Annotated in this window: 3 protein-coding genes and 2 pseudogenes; 2 read left to right on the forward strand and 3 right to left on the reverse strand. The window is 33.0% G+C overall.

Annotation, left to right across the window (positions count from 1 at the left end):
- Together AC1DSB_RS15085 and AC1DSB_RS15090 are read left to right on the forward strand one after the other, a co-directional pair.
- On the forward strand, positions 1-1,783 hold a 1,783-nt coding region (locus AC1DSB_RS15085), incomplete at its 5' end, for a site-specific integrase (RefSeq protein WP_477587019.1).
- Positions 1,749-2,222: a hypothetical protein gene (locus AC1DSB_RS15090; protein ID WP_477532464.1), complete on the forward strand. Its 474-nt coding sequence runs from the start codon at positions 1,749-1,751 to the stop codon at positions 2,220-2,222. The genes AC1DSB_RS15085 and AC1DSB_RS15090, both read left to right, overlap by 35 nt.
- A gap of 54 nt (positions 2,223-2,276) precedes the next feature.
- Here AC1DSB_RS15090 and AC1DSB_RS15095 read toward each other — a convergent pair.
- The 3 genes and pseudogenes from AC1DSB_RS15095 to AC1DSB_RS15105 all read right to left on the reverse strand — a co-directional run.
- Positions 2,277-2,585, reverse strand: a pseudogene (locus tag AC1DSB_RS15095) (LLM class flavin-dependent oxidoreductase); the annotation flags it as partial.
- 177 nt (positions 2,586-2,762) lie between these two features.
- Positions 2,763-3,311, reverse strand: a complete 549-nt coding sequence (locus AC1DSB_RS15100) for a hypothetical protein (RefSeq protein WP_477587020.1) — start codon at positions 3,309-3,311, stop codon at positions 2,763-2,765.
- Between the two features lie 801 nt (positions 3,312-4,112).
- Positions 4,113-4,316, reverse strand: a pseudogene (locus AC1DSB_RS15105) (sigma-w pathway protein ysdB); the annotation flags it as partial.

Raw genomic sequence — 4,316 nt, forward strand, 5'->3', positions numbered from 1 at the left:
GGATGATTCCTACAACAAAAGGAAAGATATATTAAGTGTTTTTAATACGATCTTCTATAAAACGAATAAATGGATAGGAAGCAAACTCTCTGTTGAGGAACAGGGATATTTTAAACAATATTTATTTGAACAACCATCTTTTAACAATCGCGATTTTTCTTTCTCAAAATTAGCGATAGAAAAAGCACAGGCTATTCGAAAAGATGAAACGGATGCTATCGTGCCACACCTCCCATCTATTCGTGCAGAAGCAAATTTCCGTTGGAATCAAATGAAAAGACTCCGAGATGCTTTTCATAAGGAAATTAACAAAGTTGAAACAAAATCAATTACTCTTCCTTCTGAATTTTATTACGATGAACCAGAACGTATAGGAGAGCGTTTTTATTTTCGTTTATGGGATAAGCCTTCATTTGTTCTTAACCATCGGGAACAGTTTTCAGACACTGTTATAAAACAAGCTGAACAAAGAAAAGTAACATACTCCGATGAAAATAATATGTATTTCCTTGAATTTATATATGCAGAATCACTAAATATTGATCCTGATGTAGAGGGGCTTTGGTTTAATGAGCTAATTGAGTACAATGTGATAGGAAGATGGGAAAAATGTAGACCTATAGAAGAACATGAGGGTATCTTGAATTATTTATCAATGCATGGTTATGAATCAAACGGTAAAACACATCCCACTCCTTTCAGCTCAAGACAAGCAGGAGTCCTTAGCCCTTCAACTTTTATTACACAGAATAAACAAAAGTCAGAGGGAATATTAATTGATGTGGAACCGTTTTATGTTGCTTGTACGTTTGGAATTTTAGCAATCGATATTTTAACAACTACAGGTGCAAGAATTAATGAATTACTTCAAATCAATAATACAAAAGAATGTATAGAAGTGAAGAAAGTCAAAGACAAATTACACTTCTCTTTTAAAGCAGTTCCTAAAGGTAGAGATTCATTAGAAGAATTTTATATTAGCAAGCAGACAATGGGGTTAATTCAAACTGTATCAAGAATGTTAAAAGAACATTATAATTCCTCTAACATCTCAAAGGTTCATTATAGATATAGAAGAAAGCATCTATTTTCAGAACCTAAACCTTATTATTTTCAATATGAGGGTAAAGCGTTTGAAGAAAGGGCAATATACAGTTCAATTCGTTTTCTACTTCATGGTTTAGTTTTTGAAACACCTAATGGAAAACCTGTAACAATTAAAACACATCTTTTACGTCATGCTTTTGCGACAGAAGCAGTGCAACGCCAAAAAATGTCGATTGACATTGTAGGTAAAATGTTGCATCAAAAGGATTTGAATGTCACTGGTTATTACTCGGCTCCTACTCCTACCCAAATTGCAGAATCAGTAAGAGAATTGCATGATGTAATATCCAGCTATGTAGATATAGATGATGCGTATTTAAGAAGTGGTGAAGAGTTGCAAAAAGAGTTAGATGATCATATAGAAAAAGTGGGTGTATTCAATAAAGTATTAGGTGGTACGTGCGTCACTGATTACGTTTGTCCTACTAAAATGCAATGTTTGGGTTGCAAAGCTAAAATTCCAGAACCAGATCAAGAAGGAGAACTTTTAGAAGTAATTCAATTATCGAAGGATATGGAGAAACGCTTTAAACAATTAGGATTAGAAGTTGAAGTTCGCAAAGCAAAAGAAATGGCAAAGCAAGCTAAGATCGAACTAAAAGAGATTGACTTGATAAAACAATATAGAGAGGAACGTCAATATGAACCAACAGTCCAACATAATCCATTCAGATAATCGCCAATGGCTTGAAAAGGTGCATCAGCAGCGTAAAGAACGTTCTGTTTCTATTGGTGTTGAAACAATTGATATACTCGTTAATAGAGGTATTCCCGTGACATATCATAATATTAGCAAGCATTCTAAGCAGCTTGATCCTCAAGGGAAAGGGATTCATCCGAATACAATTAAGCGTAATGATGATTTATATGCTTATTACAAAGAGCATAGTAAAACATTTAAAGTGAATAAGGTGCGTAAAAAGCCCATAGAGACGCCAAAATTTGATGAATCAAGTTTAAGGAAGATTTCTCCCAAACGTGATATCAACCTCGTTAAAACAAAGTATAAGAAGCTTACGAAGGAAGAATTAGTGAATAGACTAATAGCCGTAGAACAATATGTTGCACAAAATCAAAAGCGGTGGGTTGCCAATCAATTTGAACAGTTTAAATAGACAATTATTGAGATGCAAAGATAGCCTTGCCTTGTTAAGTTATTTTTAACAAGGCTATCGATTAAAGAATACATATAAAATACCTTTTTCTTTTTCCAAACGTGCGATTTCTTTACAAACGATTGGAGCCACTTCTTTTCCTAATAACTCAATTGAACGCATGACATCTCATGTGGTATTACACTTAGAGGAACGTGTAACATAAAACGAGTAATGCCTACGTTTTTACGCAGGAAAATAATTTTTTCTGCAACAGTTTTCGCATCTTCTACATATAAAGCACCTTGTAAGCTACGTGCGTGATCATATGATTCTTCGCTCACGACCATTGACATTCATTCGTTCTCGGGTTGATGGGGAGAAAAACGCTATTGACAGTGTAAATTATCATAATATCGGCATGTGTTTCAACAGCAAATTAACAATATAAATGGCAAATAAAAACGCTCAGAAATCTGAACGTTTTTTGACGTATATTTACTATCATTATTTTACTAAAGCATCTGTTACTTTAATAAGTTTATTATGTTCCTTGAAGTTTTATTGTGGTGGTTTACTACTATAAACTACTTCACCCTCACTATTGTAAGCAATATAATCAGCATCATATATTTCATCACTTTTGGTTCTAAACAATCCAAATTTCTCATCTGAATCCTTAGCAAGAAGTTTGAAATTATGAATTGAATCCCCACCTTTGACAATTTTCACGCTATCTATTTCTTTATCGAATACCCTTAGTAAAACAGCATTAAATTCTTCTTCATTGCTAAAAGGAGAATCGAAAAATGAAAGGTGGATTGGTTCAGTTATCCCTTCTGGAATAAAGGAATAATCTCTTTTTTTCTTCCAAGAAAACAACGATTTTTCAAGATACATTTCCATCTCAGTACCATCAGCCGTTTTGGAAAAAGCAACTGATTTATTGTCATCAATTACTTCAATATGATTTATGTTTGTAACGTTCCAATGGTTTTTAATTTCACCTGCTATTTGTTCCTTGTCATCTCCTCGTGGCAAGAGCCAAAATAAAACAAGAACAATAGCAATGATAACCCAAATAATGACTTGTTTATTTTTTTTAAACACCCAAATTCCCCCTATAATTTTTAAACCTTCTTCAACTAAACTGCCCCGTTAGTTCAATAAGAAAAAAGAGCTGCCTAGCAGCCCAAGAATCTTCAACTAAACTCGTTAGATACAATTAAGATCCTGTGGAGGACAAGAAATACATCCCAATAAGGATAAACATAATCACCAATATTCCTATTAGTAGACGTTTCAATAAAATTCCCCCAAACTATTTTACTACCTTACTTATAGTTTTATATTCAATAAACTAATCGTTTATTCCTTGTTCAACTAAACTGCCCCGTTAGTTTAAGTGAAGTATTTCACAATCTTCAAATATAATATAACATAAAATATCCAAATTCTTACAAAAAACAAGTTCGCTTAATATTAAACGAACTACCTCAGTTTTAGCATTGTTTTTAACAACACCGCATAAATTTATGTGGTGTCTTCAATTTGCATTCTTATTGATGTGCTAATTAGTATGTCAAATTGAATAGAGCATTGATAAGACAACTTAATAGGAGACACCAATTCATATGTGAATTGTGTCCCCTATTAAGTTGTTATTCAATGTTTTCTCCCCTTCAACCAACCCGTTAGTATTTTTCTCTTAGCTTTTTTATGGAAAATGTAAAGACTTTGTTCAACTAACCTTGCCTATAGTTAAAGAAAAGCTGAACTAATTGTCTGTATTAGTTCAGCTTAAACTTAGACCATTATAATGTTACACATTATATAAAGAATACTGCTGTAATAAAGTTATAACTTTAATTCTTGACTTTTAATAAAAAATTTTTCGTGTCGGGTTTCTTCTTATTGGTTTTTCATCAATTTTTCGATAGGATTTTTCCAACTGATATCTGCTTCTGGGTAGTTCATCAAGATTTCTTTTTCCAGGAATAAAAAATCGTCCCGTGTAAAGCCTTGCAGTTTCATTGTATCTTTGACCCAGACAAATATGGACACGACTTCGAATGCATCACCAGTAGTACCAAGATATTTCTCGCCCTCAAACAG

Source organism: Paenisporosarcina sp. P4_E4_2 (assembly GCF_056401595.1).